The organism is Pantoea sp. X-Soil-MYKO-1289, from assembly GCF_059730625.1.
Genome location: NZ_AP036004.1, coordinates 1,947,455 through 1,961,581, shown reverse-complemented (window position 1 = coordinate 1,961,581; position 14,127 = coordinate 1,947,455). Strand labels below are relative to the sequence as shown.

Sequence of the window (14,127 nt, the reverse complement as noted above, 5' to 3'; positions counted from 1 at the left end):
TACCCCCCCACCCTTTCGCCGTCAGGCGATAATCATTATCATTTGCGCGCGTCTGAGACATCACCGACTTCATGCAAGTTATCGCTTCAGGTCGTTGCGTGTCTTCTTCCGATGGCATCCATCCGGACCGCAGCAAAGGATTTGGCAATTCGCATCCGTATCCTCACCGCCCTGAAAGAGTGCGACCTTGTGATCCAGCTCGAATCCGTGAGGATATTCGGTCAGGCGACCACACATCGCACAGCAGGGATTGGCTGCCCATAATCGTTTTCGGCGTGCCTGAAGCTTCCAGCCTGTAATGCGCGTATCAGCTACGGTCAGCGTCTTCAGTCGCTGAGTGCGGTCAGGAGAGAGCCGCGGTTTAAGCGTCACGAGTTTTGCCATTGATATTCCTGTGATGCCAGCCTCCAGGCTTTCCGACGCTCTGTACGCGGAGTGTTATCGAGGTGTCGCTCGACAGTGACGGCGTCGGCATGGTCAACCAGCGAGTAACATGGATATATGACCGAACCACCGCACGCATCACCCACCGCGTAATCAGCTGGTGCGCCGTGATTCCAGCGGCTGATGACCTGCTGCAGCTTCGACTGTGGCACGCTGTAACAGACGCCATGAATCAGCCGGTTCATTGTGATGTACTCACCCTGACGCTTATCTGCTTCGATAAGCTTCATCGCTATTTCAAGCTGATACTGTGGCGGCCTGCCAGTGCCAAGGTAGAAGCTCAGCAGGTCATCAGGGAATATCGCCAGCCAGTCAGTCACCTTATCGGTGAAGCCTGACACCGGCAGCGCATCATCTTCAACGATTACCACCCTGCAGCTCTGCTCACTGGCCCACTCGATAGCGCGCCGGTGATTCCAGTTTGCGCCGTGCTGGCCTTCATCAATCAGCAGGTGAGCACGTAGCGACCATGCAAGCTGTTCTGCCTGATGCCGGCGCGTATGATGTCCGACGACAACGAACTTTATTTGTGTTTCCACCAGGCAAACTCCTTACCGATTCCATCGGACTTGAATACGGTATGCACGCTAGGACCCGTCACCAGCCTGTCGCTGTATCGATGCGCCACAATGCCAAAGGCAATCATGTCGCCAACAGCCGCGGCTGAACCTTCTTTATTCCAGAAACGCAGAGACTCGATATGGTAGTAAAGGCGCACAATGCCGTGCGCTATAGCCATTACGTCAGTGCGACTGCCACCAAGCAGGCCAGCATTTAGCATCACATCATTCTGATGGTCAGCGACAAACGCCCGATAGATAGCTTCAGGATGACTCTGTGTGGACCACGGGTCCGCATATGTCTTCGGTTCAGAGCCAACATAAATCTTGCCATCTTGCATCCCTTCCCACGGTTCGTGCAGCATCTCTACGTCAGTGCCATCGGTGCACCAGACGAAATGATATTCAGGGTGATCCCGGAGGTGCTGCCAGATATGCAGCCAGCGACGGAAGTAGACATTCATGTTCACGTCAGGAACGGCCATCAGCGATGCGCCTGCCGGTGCGGTAGTCAGTTCGTCGGCAAGGACAACAGCATCACTGCCCTTTACCGATGCCGCCCATTGGGTCAGCAGTTCAGGCGACGCCGTTAGCTTCGTTCCGCGTTGCGGGTCGGGCTGGCTGGTCAGTAGCGTGGTGATTACCACATTGCGCTGCTGTCGGTATTCGGCATATCCGGCATAACCGTCATCGCGGCGCTGGTTATGGATAGTAACGTTGCGCTTCACCTGTGCTTCACGATCGGGCTTAGGCACTGACCGCTCAACAGCCTGATGTTCGTCGAGGGAATAAATCAGCTTGTCCGAGCCCACAACGTCAGCAAAGGCCCAACTGGTTAATCCGCTGTTGTGAATCCGTAGTGCCAGGTCTGAATGCTCGTACATGCCGCGCTGATAGATGGGGTCAAAGCCGCCGACCTTTCCAATCGCGCTGCGATGGTAATAAAGCATCACGCCGCGCTGGCCGGTGTATGCAATATGTTTATCGTCCCGGTACAGCACAGCTATGTCGTTCAGCTTCTGCCCTGTCGCGAAATCCTGAAACTGGTAAGCCAGATGCGGCTCAGGGGATTCGATATAAGGCCGTTCCCAGCTACCAGCGATAGGCCATGCGTCATCGTCCCACAGGAAAAGATGCTCACAGCCCGCATCAATCAGCGCCTCGAGGCTGGCGTTCTTCGCCGCTACAATTCCGCGTGATGTTTCAAAGCGGATCAGCTTCACACCATCAGGCACTGCAACCGGCTTTGCTGACCCGTCATCAATAACCACTAGCAACGCGCCGGACGGCAGATACTTCACCTGGTGCTCCAGCGCACGGGATAAAACGTCGTGGCGGTTGTGGGTAGAAATAGCGATGCCGATATTTGAGGCGCGGTTGCTTACCGGCGCGTATTGCACCCCATCAATAACAACGTCCATATTCACCCCAATAAAAAACCTCCCGAAGGAGGTTATCGTTTGTGAAGCAAGCCGCCAGGCTGGCTCTCTGCTTTGATGCGCTGGCGAACCTGCTCGCTGATGAGCGTTGCCAGTCGGGTATGGTCTCTTTCTTTTTCAAGCAATGCTTTCAGTTCAGCCACCAGTTCATCTTCATACTCAGTGGCTTCGCTTTCCACATACTTCGAGTCGATGTCACGGACATTGTCGGCGATGGATGATTTTCCAGTATTGACACCAACCTGCATGCGCACGCGATGCTCACCATTTTCTGCGCAGTATGTAACTTCACTGTTTTGACTGTGAAACCAACCAACCTTAGATTGCTTATAGGGTCCGATCAGCGCCTCATTGATAAACACCTGACCGCCGAGAATTTTAAAGGTATCGTTCAGGATTGCGCCTGCATCATCTGAGGATTTGGCGCTGAGCTGTATTGGCTTGGATCGCTTGCCGCTTCCATCGTTCAGCGTCACTGTCAGGCTGATGTCTTTACCAGCAGGAACGCCTGTTACTTGAAAAGCGCAGCCAGGGAAAGTGACATTGCGCCCCTGATAAGTGGTTAACTCGCCATTGCTGTATTCAGCTTTAATTTCGGCACGCCACTTATCATCCGCCTCTTTAGGCCACTGCCACTTCACATCTACACCCCACAAGGCGCTTTTTGCTGTCACATTAACTGCAGGATTAATAGATCTGGCGTCCGTAACAATCAGTGCTCCCGGCAAGCTATCGCGATCACCTTTATGTGTAGTCAAAAAAAATCCTTCATAGCGGGCGCTACCTTTAGATGTAATAACTTCCAAGTAATCATCATGAATGATCACTTTTAGCACTTCAGACTTGAGGCTCATCAGAGTTTCCTGCTGGCTTGATGTGATAAATGGTCGGCAATGGCGAGACTACCATCCGATGATTCAGTATCTTTATGCTGAAAACTGAACTCTGTGAATGCAGTTTTCAGCACAAAATAAAAAACCGCCCGAGGGCGGCATTTTGATAGTGTATTGAGCGATAGTTACCAGAGTAAATCTACTGAGTAGGCTTGCTATAAAGCCCTGCAGCATAATCCCTGCCCAGACTAGCGTATTTTAAGCTGGTCTCATCATAGTCAAGCTGCGCTTTATCCCTTGCGGCTTGGGACATCGTTTTGTTTTTAATGCACTTTTTGAGCAGTTTCAAATCACGCTTGAGCTTACCTTTAATGCTAGCCATTTCTGGAGGCTCGACAAATCGGTTGTAACACCAAACTAATCCCCAGCTAATCAATGGACACAGGTAAGGAATGATTTGAGTGTATCCATGTCTGTATTGTTCGGGTAAAAACTCACTACAGTTTGTCAAAAAGGCTATAAGTGTAGTTGTTACCCCCGATCCAATACCTACTCCAGCTTCAGGAAGAGACTTATCGGCCACGTTCAGCGTCCCCTATCTTTCTTAGCTGCTCTACAAGGGGCTCGGCGGTCTTGACGTCGATTTGAACGGTGGAAATCAATCTGTTGTTGTGATACCGATTTAACGTAACGAAACGTTCAGGAAAAAAAGTGTTACCAATCCAGCGCACAGCGGCATAACCAAACACGGCAAAAAATGCCGTTAAGGGTATCCAGCTGAATCCTTGAAGGATTTGGATTAAGTAAGACAGATTGGTAAACATATACTCCTTAAACTAAGCGACGATCTTCATCAGCGAAGTGATGAAGAACTTGCTCAATAGCATAGGTCGTTCTTATGGTGTTGTCAGGCCTTTCAATAGTCTTAATTCTAAGCATAACCCTGTACAGATCACCTTTCACGAAGGCTGCCTGATTATTAAGCACGCGCTCCATAAATGCAGTGTCTTCCATCTTTACGGCGCGATCTTCATCCAGGTATTTGATACGCCATCCCGTGGAAGATGTAAAGTTCACCTGAGTTAAAGCAACTGTGGTATCAAGACGCTCGGTGTGGTCGAAGGTAAGAGACTTTTTAGGTAATGGTGCAAACTCAACATCATCAACCCCATCTAACCGTAAGACTTCTTCACCCTCAATCTCGACGCGAAAAACAGGGGCATCTTTGTTGATCAAGGGCTGAGTTATGATTTCATTGTAAGCCTCTCTGATCACAGGGTCAGTAGCAAGCAATGCTTCATCTTTACGGCATACTATATCTTCCTGCCTACCACGATACTCTACAGTGATGACTGCATCATCACTATTGTCCCAAGTCTGAACATTGATGACTTTGCGGCTGCGAAGTTGCTGAGTTACAGCCAAAGCACCGCCACCCAGGAGGCCTAGCGCCGGTAAAACCTCGCGAAAATTATTATATGCATATAATGCAAACTCTACAGCAAATGACCCTTCCTGGGCTGGCACTGTAACTTTGACATCAAGATCTGCTTCGTTTGGGTTTAGCAGTCGCCCTGCCTGCTTGACCATTAAACCTACTTGCTGGATTGCCTGACCGAGAAAAATTGCATCCATTTTATGCTCAGAGAGCTCATTGTCGTCAGCATCATAAAAAATACTGAAACGTTCGACCTCATGCAGTCCCGCATCCTCACTCATGCAAACCCCAGAAATATTAATGTAAGATTGGGGGTGGAGATTATAACTATGTTGGCTTTTAGGCAATATCCTATTGCTAGTAAGAACTATGCAGCCGCTAACTAAAAGGTGGTTAATATTAAGTTAACTAGTCAGTCACCTAATCAATTTTCTAATCGCGGCTCGATCAATGTTGCACTGACCCAAAGCCCCATATAACTCAGCGTTGAGACTGACGCTGTCACCGAACGTCATATCCTGTGACGGCGCTGGCACGTCAATCTGGCTGGTAAGCTCAGCCGGAAGGTTTAGCTGAGGCTGCTTTACTGTCCGGTACTCCACCAGCGGCTTTTGCTGCGTCGCGCAGCCTGTCAGCAGCATCAGCAGGGACAGGAGCAACAGCACACTTGTCCGCCGCAAGGTAACGCTTAATTTCATTCTGGAGCTTCCGGTTCTGCTGCGCTGTAACTGCGCGCTGTTCGGCTACCTGGCTCATAACGGAGTTTTGCTGATTTACCGCTTTCACCAGGTCGTTCACGCTACCGGCCAGATCGTCATTCTTCGAGCGCAGATCGTTAATCTGTTCGTCTTTGCTGTTCGAAAGCTTTTCCAGCCGGTCATTAGTAGCGCTCAGCTGCGAGTTGCGGGCATTGAGCCCCCATAGACAAACGCAGATAAGGCCGATGATGATGAGATGAGAGTAATTTCGGATGAAGCTGATTACGTTGAGCATAGAATCCCCTTAGCTTTAGTTAAGCGGGATTTCCTGTCGTCCAGACCGTTAATGCCACCGTTGATGATTCTGGTGATGCGGGTAACATCATCAGAGTCAGCCAGTTCATTCAGACCGTTGTTCTTCCACCAGGCTCCAGCCGACATTGCCGCGAGCATATTCCCTGCCAGCCGGTCAGGGTACGCAACGATATCCACGCCTAACTGCTTCACCAGCGCCGCGTAATTAGCTTTGCCGGTAATCTGGATTAACCCACGTCCACGATAGCGGTAGCCATCACCTGAACTTACGTCGCCATTGCCGTTACGGTTTGCGTAAACGATGTTGGCGATCATCTTCTGGTTTGCCGTGTGCGCCTCATTGCGTCCATAGGCTTTAGCCTGTTGGGCAGTTATCCGCCCTTTGAAGGTTGCCAGCAGCGCGGACTCGCTGTAGTTCAGTCCCTCTTCTACTTTCGTAAAGCCTGCCGACTCATGCCCGGCCTGCGCGAGGAAATGAGCCTGCCGCAGTGGCGTTGTGATGCCGAACGCCGCCATGCTAGCCGCTATATGCGGGAACCATGCGTCACGAACAGCGTTAGATACGCCAGTAGCGCGCTGGAAATCACTGGGTGTCAGCATTGCTATCCCCCAAACGCTTATCAATCAGCCTGCGCAGCTTTGATGAAAGCCAGTCCACGCCGAGAAAGCCGAGAAACACCGCAACCACACGCGTGGTGTCGTCGCTGAAGTTCCAGTTAAAGACCGATCCGATTACCTGCAGCGTCGGCTGGAGGAAGAAAGCAAAGACGCTGCACATCGCGGCATCGAGCAGACGACGGGGCCATGTGTCTTTGCCAATCCACGACGCGCGCAGAATAGCCATTACTCCCGCCAGACCTGCATAGCCGGATTCGTTTTTGTGGGCGTACAGCCAGGCAAGCAGGCTTGCCCAAAAGCCTGGATCTCTCTCTGGCATGTGTTTCATCCTCACCTCCCAATTTGGTCGGTGCCGTCAGTAGTCGAATAAGAATGCGCCTCAGCCACATCGGTTAAGGTTCAGCTTGAGTTGATTGGCCGGGCGCAAAAACGAAAAAGGCCCGCCGAAGCGAGCCCTAATATTTGAATACCCTGACGCAAAACGCGGTAACTGCCTTGCCCGTCGGCAACAGGGTAAATCTTGCTGTATTTATCACAATATGAAAGGCGCTACAGGTTTGCAGTCCTGGACAGCGCGGATAAGCCGCCTGCGCTCAGCGCCTTTGGTATTGTGTGGAAATAAAAAACCCCACCGGGCGGCGGGGCTTACTGATGATGGTAGTGAGCGTCGTGTACAGAAAGCCCACTATGGGAACGATATTAATCCATTTTGCGACAAAATCAACTCTTTTATTCAGCCATATGGATAATAATTTTTACGGAGTTACTGGCGTGTCACCGATTTAAAGGCCGCATCCGCGTGGCTTTCTTCCATTTCCAGCTTTGAAACTAGCGCGTCGAAGAAAGGTTTCCAGTTGCGCTCCCACGTCCTGACATGCAAATCCGGGACAATCATACTGACGACCTTATAGGCCTTACTGGATGGTTTGCGTCTGAACCCTTTACCGCTGCAGCGATCGCATTCTTTTTCAACCGGGCAACCGCTGAGCTTTGACTTTTCAAGATCGCGAACGCGTCCAGTTCCGTTGCAACGGCAGCGCGCGCTGATGAAACCCTTGCCGTGACATGTCACGCACTGATGCTCTGTTGTATCGAGGCGATATTTAGGCGGGGTCTTTTCGCCGCAGCCCGGATGAATCATCACATTGGCGATGCTTTTGGTAATGCCTCGTCCCTCGCAATCTGGACAGGCATTTTTAGACGCAGCGGAGCGTGTGTATTCTTCAAAAGCGAGTTTGCACATTACGGTCAGACAAGGCAGCAACTTAGCGCCTGCACCTTTGATGATCAGACGGGGAACCGAGCTACGCGCATAAGCCAGTAAATAATTAATGGCGCGCGTTTTGTCCTCTTCGCCTAGCCCGGCTTTAGCCAGAACGGCCGCCACCCCTAATGGAGATTTTGACTGGCACATACCGAAGGCACCCATCACGTCTGTACCCGTCAGCGATTCTGACGCTGTCGCACGCGAGGTGTCGCTGATGTTCATAGTCTTTGGGCTGAAATGCTTTAACGCCGATTCAATTTTCATGCTAATCCTTCTCCACACCCTTTATTTTTTATCTGCCCCGATAACGCCGACTGCAATCGCGTGATCGAGGAACCTGAACAGCAGCTCAATCTGGCTGCCATATTTGCTTTCAAACTCCCTCATGTCCCGGTGCAGCTCATCGTGATGTGCTCTGCAAAGCGGTATCACAAATAAGTCATGCGCCTTCGTTCCCATTCCTCCCTGACCGTGTCCGATGATGTGGTGCGGATCGTCTGCCTGCTTACCGCAGCAGGCGCACTTTTGCGCCTTTACCCAGCGCGTATACTTCTCGCTTTCCCAGCGCTTACGCTTTGGACGAAGCATAAACGATTCCGGCGACTCCGGGTCTGCCGCCAGGCCTATAACCTTCTTCACGACTTCCCCGACCTCTTGCAAAACCTCTCGGCCCGGACGCTCTGGCGCAATCAGTGATTCCTTCAGCGTTCCGGTAGCCACCTGCACTGCCTTCATCTTCAGAACGCGGCGCGCCGGCGCTTCGGGTATCAGGTCGATTACGTCTTTGATGGATGCCCACCAGCACAGTTCGGGCAAGGTCAGCGTGTGGTTAGCATGCAGGCCCATATCGAGGCAGGCGCTGTGAATGATCCACGCTGCGACGTTCGCGGCAGCAACCTCCTCCATTTCGCCAGATACGCCGTTATTGCGCAGCTTGTTGTCATGGTGGTAGCAGAGCGACAGCACGCCGTCTTCTGTTTCAAGCGTTGTCATTTCGTGGAAGTGGAAGCCGTCGCCGTCATCGCACTGGCATGCGTTAATCATGGCTACCCAGACAGTAAGATCGGAAAAGCCACCAGCGGCGGCAATAACGCGCTCATGGCGGAAAAATGAATTCAGTAGCGGATCATCCAGCAAGGGCTGATTGCCATCGTTGATTTTCCCTGACGGCAGGTCAGCCATATCACCAGTCGGCGTGCTGATGAGTACGCGTCCACGAAACAAGCTCATCAGTTCTGAGCCAGGCTTGAACAGGACTATCCCTGTGCGCGGTGCCACTTCCGGTGTGAGAATTGCCCTCATGCGTTGCCCGCCAGTTCTTTATCGTGGGTGAACTCGCCATTCCAGGAGCGCTTCATAGGCAGTTGGCCTTTGAGATAGCGACGGTAAAGCCACACCGCGCCTTCACGCAGCAGAACGGGCTGGTAGCTGGTGAAGCTGGCCGCCGATGACGGGTTAATCTGGCTGCTTTTCTCTGTGAGATATTTATCGCGCGCCTGAGAGCGTACGCGCCAGTGAGCATGGTTCCCGTTGGGGTTGTCGTCATAGAGCCAGTTCGACTCCTGCAGGTATGCGCTCACCCTGCTGACGTTCACGCCGTTAAGACGTTTGCAGAACTGGACAGGAGAAAGCCCATCGCTAAACAGGTTCTCAAGGTGATCGATATACTGGGCTTGCCGATGGGTCAGCACTTCGGCCTGCTGCTTCGCTTCCATAGCATCAGCCCATGCGCGCGCCAGCTTAATCGGATCGTTCATGTCCGGCAGTAGAAGCCCGCCGACCTCTCTGAGACGAAAATAACTGTCCTCCAGCCCTTCAAAGAAGGTCCATGCCTCATCCGTATCGACGATTTTGGACATGCGCGCGGCGCCCTTCTCTGTCCATAGCGTCAGGCTTCTGGCTTTGGATGAAATTTGTGCGTGACTATTAGTCACTCGCAAATCGCGGAGCTCGTCACCATCCACGGTGAAGATATGAATCCCCTCGACAAAACGACCAACGTTGCGTGAAAGGTTTTTACGGATGTTGGCTTCGTCAGTGCCATAGCCTCTGGCTAATAGCTCAGTGGTGATCACCCGCTGATCGCGGTACATGAGAACGGGAACGCTAACTGAAGCGTTCGAAGAGATAACTACGGGGTTTACGCCAGACGCAGTTGCGCCCAGTACCTGATTCGGCATATTTTGCTCTCCACACCATTTGTTTTATCCGGTCCCGCCCCCTCATCTGCAAATGAACGGGACCAACCTTTGCCGGCAGCGTCTGCAAACGCTAACCGGCATAACCATCATAACGATTTCGAAATGAAAAGTACTACCTATGTGCATTCGGCAGCTGATTGAAATTCCGTGATTGTTACCTCCACTTTGCCGCCTTTGGTGAGCATGCCCCACTCTACAGTGAATCTCTTTATCTGACTGTCGTCAGCCCAGATGCGCGCATGGGTAAGGCTGTCGAACAACGCCTTCTGGTAGTTGTCTAGGTCGCGCCTCCGCTTGTCGGGTGGGTAAAGGATCACAGTTACTTCAACGCCCACTGTAATCGGTTGAGGTGCGCGCTTAAGTTGCTCTATGACGGCTGCGAAGGCATTGATGCGAAAAGAGCGCCCGGAGGCGCTAATTTTCATACCCTGGCTGGTAGCCCGCCAGTAACCGTTGACGCTGGGCGGGAACGGCAGAGTTAGCTTCATGCTTCCTCCTGCTTGTTGCGCTGATTCCAGCTGGCATAGGCTTCTTTCTCTGTCATGGCACGCTTAGCGGGGCCATTTGCGCCACATGCCCAGCAGTGCACATGCAAGAATCTGCTCCTGGGATGCTTTTCAATGTGGAGCAAGTCGGATCGACCACAGAACGGACACGGCTCCAATTCATTCTTAGTGATCATGCCTTGCGCTCCCGTAATGAGCAAATAAGCTCAACCAAGCAAACAGCCAATGCAGGCCCACATGACACAATCCCTTGCCACCACTGAAGGCGAGAATCTCCTCCATAAATTACTATGAACAGCAAAATGCTAATGGGCGCCCACAATACAGAGATCTTTATTGCGACCATTATTGCCTGGTTGAATGTGCCACTCCTCATTTCACCCTCCCGGCTACCAGCGCAGGAAGATTCATCTTTAAATATGCCTCATCGCCAATTCCGGATGGCAGGTAAATACCCATATTTCTGGAGTAGTGCTCGTAGTAATCCGAACCAGTTTGCTTAAAAGTTTTAAGCCCTGCCATTCCCGACAGGAAGGCTCTACTTACGTAAATTCTTACCCAGCCATTGGTTTGATACTCAGCTGTGAAACCTTTGAAAACCTTCTTGGCGGCCTTGTAGTCGAAAGCGAACATCCTTGCTCGCTCTTTCACTGCATTGACCCTGTCGGCTTCCAGTTTCTCTAACCAGCCCGCATGGAGCTGTTCAGTGATCGGATTCCTCACGCGGCTCCTCCAATGTCAGGAATCGTCATCTGCCCGGCCAGTTCGGCGACGGCGGCGCGCAGCATGCGGATATTTTCCCACGATGATTTATCAGCACGCTCCACCAGCCCGATAAACTCCGCCATGGTCATTTCAGTATTCAGGCGCGTCTCGATGGCTACTGAACTGAAGCGGTTGAACTTATCCATAACTTCTGCAGCGTCCAGGTCGGGATACTGAGCGGTCACCCACGCTTTCAGCTCAGTGTTCTCCAGCTTTTTCTGCTTCAGGCGCTGTGCTTTGGCAAGAATCTCCGCTGGCACTACCACTACCGCTGGATTTTCGAAAGAGTCCGCCGCCCAGGTATGCGCAAATCGGGACTCCTGAAACGGGTAAATGTCTTTGTCGCCAAACATCGCAGCTGCGCAGGCCCATACTTCAATGCCGCTTTGCTCAAGGATGCCAGCGCGGGTTAGTGGCATGTTTTCGTCATACTGGCTATCCGCGTTAACGATCGGCTGAGAGGCGACGGCGGGAATGCCTGAGCGGTATTCAGCAATGATGGCCATAACTTCTTCAACACAGTTCGGATCGATGAATAGCGCTGTGTGTCCTTCGTCGGTCTCTCCGTTCTGCGCATCACAAAGCAATTCAACAAGGCGGCGAGCCCGCGCGGCGCTGAACTGCGGCATCGCATCGGCTTTGGTCAGTTTTTTCTTACCAGTCGCTTTAGCTTTATCCAACTTTGTTCTGGCCACGGTGCCAGCTTTCACCCCATGCTCACGCACCAGCGCCACGGCAGTAGTCGCTGCGACCTCTTTGTTTTTCACCATGGCGATCAGCTCGTCACCAGACGTCAGTAGCTGCAAGTGATGCTCCACGTCAGCAATAGAGCGCTTCACCTTCTTCGCAATTTCTGCCGGTTCCATGCCCTGATTGCTCATGCGCTGGTAAGCTGCTGCACGCTCCAGTGGTTCCAGCGCGCGGCCCTGGCTACTGGTGACCATGAAGGCGATGCGATCGGCCTCGGAGCCTACGAAATCTTTGCACTCCAGGCGGATGTCATAACCAGCTTCTTTCGCCATTAGCGCGCCGTGGTAACGGTGATGACCGTCGATGATCTTAATGCCCTGCTCAGTGACCTGCACAGCGAGCGGAGGCACGTGTTCGCCGGCGATGAAGGCATCGCGGAATTCTTCGACGTGGGTCTGGTCAATTTCACGGATGTTGTAACCACTTTCGACATACAGCTCATCGACGCCCAGCAGGTAAGTTTTGCGGGTAGTGATATTGGTTTCGGTCTTTGCTTTGTTGTCGTAAATTCTTGCTAAGTTAGTCATTTGGTTGCCAGCTCCCAGGACAGGGTAACGATCAGCGCGGCGATCATCAGGGCCGCAGTGCGAATGCTTTGGTAAAAAATCACGTTGCGCTCGTAATGGCGCAGTACATAGGCTTTCATCAGATGCCACCCCATGCGTCGGCGCTCGGCTTCGGCCTCAAGGCTTTTGCCTTCTGCATGCACATCCTGCGGCGCGCTACAGCCTGATCACGAAAGCGAGGCTTAGCCGTTGCGTCCATCGCGTTCAGCCAGACTGTTGCCGCGCGGCTCCAGCAGTTGCGAGCCTGAAGAGACATAGCCAACTTGCTCAGGCGCGCGTATTCGGCGTCTACAGCTGTTGCCTCTTCAACCCGGTAGTAACGGAATTTCACGTCCAGGTAGACTTCGCCCATTGCCACCAGTGTTTTTCCTGCTTCGCGTACCGTTCTCACGTTCGCCTTCATCCCCTTCGCCAGTTCGGAAGCCGTCAGGCCCGGATGCTCTACCAGGTACGCCAGAATCATTTGCTCAGTATTCATCGTCGCGTCTCCTGTTAAGCGCCACGGAAGCCATCGGGGATTTCGTAATTAGCGCTGGGCATTTGCATCACATCGCGCTGCCATTTGCCGTTCACGCATGGTGGGCGCCCTGATTTATCCCACTTGGTCGCAGACTGGAGATAGCCAGGGAAGTTTTTGGGTATGAACAGAGTTGCTGGGCGCAGATACTGGGCCTGCTCAGTGTTCTGCCAGTGTGCGTTTTTATAATCGACCACCAGCAACAGCTCACCGAGCTCATAACCTTCTGCCAGCCGTGCACGGATATTCTCCAGGGATGATTTGCAAACCTGAAATTTGGCGCCGGTGGTCATATTGAGGTGAGCCAGAACCTTCTTAGCGCGATCAGTCAGTTCAACATCGCGGTCGGGTTGCGCAGCAACCTGACAAGAAGTCCCTGTTGTACTCTCTGTAGTATTCTCTGTTGTATTCTCTGTAAGAGCGGCCCAATTTGACCCGCTGGATGGGTTCAAATTGACCTTATCCATAGGGACGGATTGACCTTTTCGAGCGGGACAATTTGCCCTCTTCGATGGGGTCAATTTGTCCCCATCGGAAAGTAGTGGGCTTGCGTGGTTAATCGCATAGAAATTTGTCCGATCATGCTGGGTTTTCTTCAGCTGCTCGACATAAATAAGCCCCTTGCCTCTCAATGAGGAAAGCGCCCTCTTGACTGTCTTTTCCGACCAGAACGGGAATTGCTCTGTCCATTCGTCAATAGTGTTGTAGACCCAGCGGCGACCGTCATGATCAACGCCAGAGGTGGTGTCTTCCAGCCAGTAACAGATTTGCTGAAGCACGATGGCTTCATTCAGCCCGATACGGCATGCCAGCACTGGGCTGATGACTAGCGGTTTTACTTTCAGAAGTAGACTCATGCTCTGCCCCTACTTCCCTGAAATTGCGCTGAAACTGGTCAAGTGGGCTGAAGCACTCGCCATGTTCATAGTTGTCGCGCAGGTAGATAACGCGGTTTGTTTCAGGTTCCCAGCGAACGACGCGGACGATAACGCCGCGCTTGTCTTTAAACCTTCGGTTGAGCTCGCGCATTTCGTTAATCCCAGTTGACGGTGTGACTCACCCACAGCCCACTCTACAAAGCTGTGGTTCACCTCTTCGCTGCATCCGGGTACATTAAGCACATACCGCAGCGGCTCCTGATTCACTCGGCCACCAGCCGACGGCAGGCACCTAAATTGCGGAACAGGATGGAATCTGTTTAAATTGACCA

21 protein-coding genes and 1 pseudogene are annotated in these 14,127 nt (G+C 52.3%); all 22 read right to left on the bottom strand.

Going from position 1 to position 14,127, the window contains the following annotated elements:
- Nucleotides 1-78 precede the first annotated feature (78 nt).
- A complete protein-coding gene (locus AC6I7Z_RS09460) occupies nucleotides 79-384 on the bottom strand; it encodes an HNH endonuclease signature motif containing protein (RefSeq protein ID WP_497813997.1) in 306 nt (101 codons plus the stop codon).
- The gene (locus tag AC6I7Z_RS09455) at nucleotides 369-986 is read right to left on the bottom strand and encodes a hypothetical protein (protein ID WP_497815421.1); all 618 of its coding nucleotides are present in this window, start codon (nucleotides 984-986) and stop codon (nucleotides 369-371) included. Before AC6I7Z_RS09455 ends, AC6I7Z_RS09460 begins: the two co-directional genes overlap by 16 nt.
- On the bottom strand, nucleotides 968-2,425 hold the full coding sequence (locus AC6I7Z_RS09450; RefSeq protein WP_497813996.1) for a glycosyltransferase family 2 protein: 1,458 nt from the start codon (nucleotides 2,423-2,425) through the stop codon (nucleotides 968-970). Before AC6I7Z_RS09450 ends, AC6I7Z_RS09455 begins: the two co-directional genes overlap by 19 nt.
- 32 nt (nucleotides 2,426-2,457) lie before the next feature.
- Entirely contained in the window at nucleotides 2,458-3,297 is an 840-nt protein-coding gene (locus AC6I7Z_RS09445; protein ID WP_497813995.1) for a hypothetical protein, read from the bottom strand.
- Between the two features lie 178 nt (nucleotides 3,298-3,475).
- Nucleotides 3,476-3,859: a hypothetical protein gene (locus AC6I7Z_RS09440; protein ID WP_497813994.1), complete on the bottom strand. Its 384-nt coding sequence runs from the start codon at nucleotides 3,857-3,859 to the stop codon at nucleotides 3,476-3,478.
- Nucleotides 3,849-4,100 carry a hypothetical protein gene (locus tag AC6I7Z_RS09435; protein ID WP_497813993.1) on the bottom strand — a complete coding sequence of 84 codons (252 nt, stop codon included), beginning with the start codon at nucleotides 4,098-4,100 and terminating at the stop codon, nucleotides 3,849-3,851. The genes AC6I7Z_RS09440 and AC6I7Z_RS09435 overlap by 11 nt, the downstream gene beginning before the upstream one ends.
- A gap of 7 nt (nucleotides 4,101-4,107) precedes the next feature.
- The gene (locus tag AC6I7Z_RS09430) at nucleotides 4,108-4,995 is read right to left on the bottom strand and encodes an LAPAL motif-containing putative phage structural protein (protein WP_497813992.1); all 888 of its coding nucleotides are present in this window, start codon (nucleotides 4,993-4,995) and stop codon (nucleotides 4,108-4,110) included.
- A gap of 135 nt (nucleotides 4,996-5,130) precedes the next feature.
- Nucleotides 5,131-5,355: an Rz1-like lysis system protein LysC gene (gene lysC, locus AC6I7Z_RS09425; RefSeq protein ID WP_497813991.1), complete on the bottom strand. Its 225-nt coding sequence runs from the start codon at nucleotides 5,353-5,355 to the stop codon at nucleotides 5,131-5,133.
- Nucleotides 5,270-5,707: an Rz lytic protein gene (locus AC6I7Z_RS09420; RefSeq protein ID WP_497813990.1), complete on the bottom strand. Its 438-nt coding sequence runs from the start codon at nucleotides 5,705-5,707 to the stop codon at nucleotides 5,270-5,272. Before AC6I7Z_RS09420 ends, lysC begins: the two co-directional genes overlap by 86 nt.
- Nucleotides 5,695-6,327, bottom strand: a complete 633-nt coding sequence (locus tag AC6I7Z_RS09415) for a glycoside hydrolase family 19 protein (RefSeq protein WP_497813989.1) — start codon at nucleotides 6,325-6,327, stop codon at nucleotides 5,695-5,697. The genes AC6I7Z_RS09420 and AC6I7Z_RS09415 overlap by 13 nt, the downstream gene beginning before the upstream one ends.
- Nucleotides 6,311-6,664, bottom strand: coding sequence for a phage holin, lambda family (locus tag AC6I7Z_RS09410; protein WP_276742427.1), 354 nt, complete (start codon nucleotides 6,662-6,664; stop codon nucleotides 6,311-6,313). Before AC6I7Z_RS09410 ends, AC6I7Z_RS09415 begins: the two co-directional genes overlap by 17 nt.
- Before the next feature lie 444 nt (nucleotides 6,665-7,108).
- Entirely contained in the window at nucleotides 7,109-7,876 is a 768-nt protein-coding gene (locus tag AC6I7Z_RS09405; RefSeq protein ID WP_497813988.1) for an antitermination protein Q, read from the bottom strand.
- A gap of 21 nt (nucleotides 7,877-7,897) precedes the next feature.
- Nucleotides 7,898-8,914 carry a DUF968 domain-containing protein gene (locus AC6I7Z_RS09400; RefSeq protein ID WP_497813987.1) on the bottom strand — a complete coding sequence of 339 codons (1,017 nt, stop codon included), beginning with the start codon at nucleotides 8,912-8,914 and terminating at the stop codon, nucleotides 7,898-7,900.
- Nucleotides 8,911-9,792: an ORF6N domain-containing protein gene (locus AC6I7Z_RS09395; RefSeq protein WP_497813986.1), complete on the bottom strand. Its 882-nt coding sequence runs from the start codon at nucleotides 9,790-9,792 to the stop codon at nucleotides 8,911-8,913. Before AC6I7Z_RS09395 ends, AC6I7Z_RS09400 begins: the two co-directional genes overlap by 4 nt.
- A gap of 137 nt (nucleotides 9,793-9,929) precedes the next feature.
- Complete coding sequence (locus tag AC6I7Z_RS09390) at nucleotides 9,930-10,301, bottom strand: RusA family crossover junction endodeoxyribonuclease (RefSeq protein WP_497813985.1); 372 nt, start codon at nucleotides 10,299-10,301, stop codon at nucleotides 9,930-9,932.
- Entirely contained in the window at nucleotides 10,298-10,495 is a 198-nt protein-coding gene (locus tag AC6I7Z_RS09385; protein WP_497813984.1) for a Lar family restriction alleviation protein, read from the bottom strand. The genes AC6I7Z_RS09390 and AC6I7Z_RS09385 overlap by 4 nt, the downstream gene beginning before the upstream one ends.
- Before the next feature lie 196 nt (nucleotides 10,496-10,691).
- Nucleotides 10,692-11,042: a hypothetical protein gene (locus AC6I7Z_RS09380; protein ID WP_497813983.1), complete on the bottom strand. Its 351-nt coding sequence runs from the start codon at nucleotides 11,040-11,042 to the stop codon at nucleotides 10,692-10,694.
- Nucleotides 11,039-12,361 carry a ParB/RepB/Spo0J family partition protein gene (locus AC6I7Z_RS09375; protein WP_497813982.1) on the bottom strand — a complete coding sequence of 441 codons (1,323 nt, stop codon included), beginning with the start codon at nucleotides 12,359-12,361 and terminating at the stop codon, nucleotides 11,039-11,041. The genes AC6I7Z_RS09380 and AC6I7Z_RS09375 overlap by 4 nt, the downstream gene beginning before the upstream one ends.
- The gene (locus AC6I7Z_RS09370; RefSeq protein ID WP_497813981.1) at nucleotides 12,358-12,480 is read right to left on the bottom strand and encodes a hypothetical protein; all 123 of its coding nucleotides are present in this window, start codon (nucleotides 12,478-12,480) and stop codon (nucleotides 12,358-12,360) included. Before AC6I7Z_RS09370 ends, AC6I7Z_RS09375 begins: the two co-directional genes overlap by 4 nt.
- Entirely contained in the window at nucleotides 12,480-12,878 is a 399-nt protein-coding gene (locus AC6I7Z_RS09365; RefSeq protein ID WP_497813980.1) for a PerC family transcriptional regulator, read from the bottom strand. The genes AC6I7Z_RS09370 and AC6I7Z_RS09365 overlap by 1 nt, the downstream gene beginning before the upstream one ends.
- Before the next feature lie 14 nt (nucleotides 12,879-12,892).
- Nucleotides 12,893-13,774, bottom strand: a complete 882-nt coding sequence (locus tag AC6I7Z_RS09360) for a conserved phage C-terminal domain-containing protein (RefSeq protein ID WP_497813979.1) — start codon at nucleotides 13,772-13,774, stop codon at nucleotides 12,893-12,895.
- Nucleotides 13,770-13,946: pseudogene (locus AC6I7Z_RS09355) on the bottom strand (DUF4222 domain-containing protein); the annotation flags it as partial. The pseudogene AC6I7Z_RS09355 and the gene AC6I7Z_RS09360, both read right to left, overlap by 5 nt.
- Nucleotides 13,947-14,127 lie beyond the last annotated feature (181 nt).